The following is a 1,256-nucleotide window of genomic DNA, read 5'->3' as shown; positions in this document are numbered from 1 at the left end:
GTCGCACACCGCGAGAGGGCATCGTGACGTTTTGCGGGGAGACGATCCAAGCGAGATGAGAAAATGATGGAGACGGCAAAAATTATTCACGATACTCGGCAATCAGCTCAGGAAACGGTTGACGTCATTGCGGTAGGTGCCCACCCCGACGACGTGGAGATTGGATGTGGCGGGTTTTTGCATTCGCTCAGTCAGCGGGGTTACAGGGTGGGCATCATCGACCTCACCGATGGTGAGCCAACGCCCCACTGCCCCAGTCCCGAGCAGCGGCTTGCCGAGGCGGCACGGGCGGCCCAGGAGCTCCAGGTTAAGGTCCGAGTGGTCCTTTCGTTGCCGAATCGCCGACTATTTGACAGTTTTGAAGCACGCGTTGCCCTGGCGCACCAGTTTCGGCTCCTCAAACCGCGATGGGTGTTGGGATTAGGCGTGTCCACGCCCATGGCTTCCCCAGACCACGAGCAAGCAGGCCAAATTACGGAAGCCGCCGTGTTTTATAGCCGTCTTTCGAAATGGGAAGAGTATTTCGAAGGGTTGCCGCCCCATACGATCGACTTCTATCTGCATTATTTTCTCGCCCTTCGTTACGCGGTCCTTCCGGGGCGGCATCCGGTCGTCGTCAATATCAGTGACAGCTTGGAACCGAAGCTCCGCGCGATCGCGGCCTATGAATCTCAATTTGCCCACCGCCCCGAGGTTCTGGACAGAATCCGTGTCTACTGCCAGCAGTTAGGACAAAGCGTTGGCTTTTCGGCAGGGGAGGTGATCAGCCATCCAACCGGTTGGGGATTCAATGACCTTTTCGCCGGACTACTGGGATCGAGCTGAGCGATATCTGCTTTTTGACCGCGAATGATAAGACGAGAACCGTCGGTTGGTGGCGCCCGTTCGGCCGTCACCTTTGACCGTCCTCCAGGGATCGGTATCGACGCAGTTCTTCCAACGTTTGGGCGATATCCTGGGGAAGAGGTGCTTCCACCTCTATTCGTTCCCCAGTTCCAGGGTGCGTAAATCCTAGTTTCCAGGCGTGAAGGGCCTGTCGCGAAAGAAGAACAGTCTCGTCGGAAGGATCTCGCCGAATCTCTCCGCGTGTGAGAACCGCCCGCCCCCCGTACTGACGATCGCACAGAACCGGACAGCCCACATGGGCGAGATGCACCCGAATCTGATGGGTGCGCCCTGTCTTGGGATGGGCCGAGACGAGCGCAAAACCGTCAAAACGCTCCAGGACACGATAGAGCGTTTGGGCGGATCGGGCT

At 58.0% G+C, this 1,256-nt stretch carries 2 protein-coding genes; one reads left to right on the top strand and one right to left on the bottom strand.

The window, feature by feature from the left end; all coding sequences use genetic code 11:
- Positions 1–63 precede the first annotated feature (63 nt).
- Positions 64–825 carry a PIG-L family deacetylase gene (locus H5U08_RS19245; RefSeq protein ID WP_297036928.1) on the top strand — a complete coding sequence of 254 codons (762 nt, stop codon included), beginning with the start codon at positions 64–66 and terminating at the stop codon, positions 823–825.
- A 67-nt stretch (positions 826–892) separates the two neighbouring features.
- Here the strand turns inward: H5U08_RS19245 and H5U08_RS19240 are convergent.
- A partial coding sequence (locus tag H5U08_RS19240; RefSeq protein WP_297036924.1) for a pseudouridine synthase occupies positions 893–1,256 on the bottom strand: 364 nt, incomplete at its 5' end.

The organism is Thermogutta sp., assembly GCF_014359955.1.
Lineage (GTDB): Bacteria > Planctomycetota > Planctomycetia > Pirellulales > Thermoguttaceae > Thermogutta.
This window is presented reverse-complemented; position numbering and strand designations above follow the sequence as displayed.

Bases quoted from the DNA above. Each gene is read 5' to 3' on its own strand.
- H5U08_RS19245 (WP_297036928.1), top strand. From the start codon at position 64: ATGATGGAGACGGCAAAAATTATTCACGATACTCGGCAATCAGCTCAG.